This is a genomic window from Parvimonas sp. M20, assembly GCF_035282425.1.
In the GTDB taxonomy this organism is placed as follows: Bacteria; Bacillota; Clostridia; order Tissierellales; family Peptoniphilaceae; genus Parvimonas.
On record NZ_JAYKBQ010000166.1, the window covers coordinates 1 to 272 of the forward strand.

The following is a 272-nucleotide window of genomic DNA, read 5'->3' on the forward strand; positions in this document are numbered from 1 at the left end:
CGTACGCTACCTGACTGTCACCCCAGGTGACGCCTTCCGGGAACTGAAATACCTGAACGCCGGTTTTCAGCACCTGATCGCGGGTGTCGGTAGTGCCGTGTGGAATAGCAATACCATTGCCGAGGAACGTTGAGGTTTGCTGTTCGCGCGCCAGCATGCCATTGACGTAGCCTTCTGCTACATTACCGGCCTGCACCAGCGCCGCAGCGACCTGGCGAATCGCCTCTTCTTTGTCTCCGGCCTTTTCGCCCGGATGGATGTCCTGTACGGAT

The 272-nt window shown here is 58.5% G+C and carries 1 protein-coding gene; it reads right to left on the reverse strand.

Translation table 11 applies throughout. The annotated features are described in order from the left end of the window. The coding region (locus VJI93_RS08825) for a PTS sugar transporter subunit IIA (RefSeq protein WP_324009327.1) at positions 1–272 on the reverse strand (272 nt) is incomplete at both ends.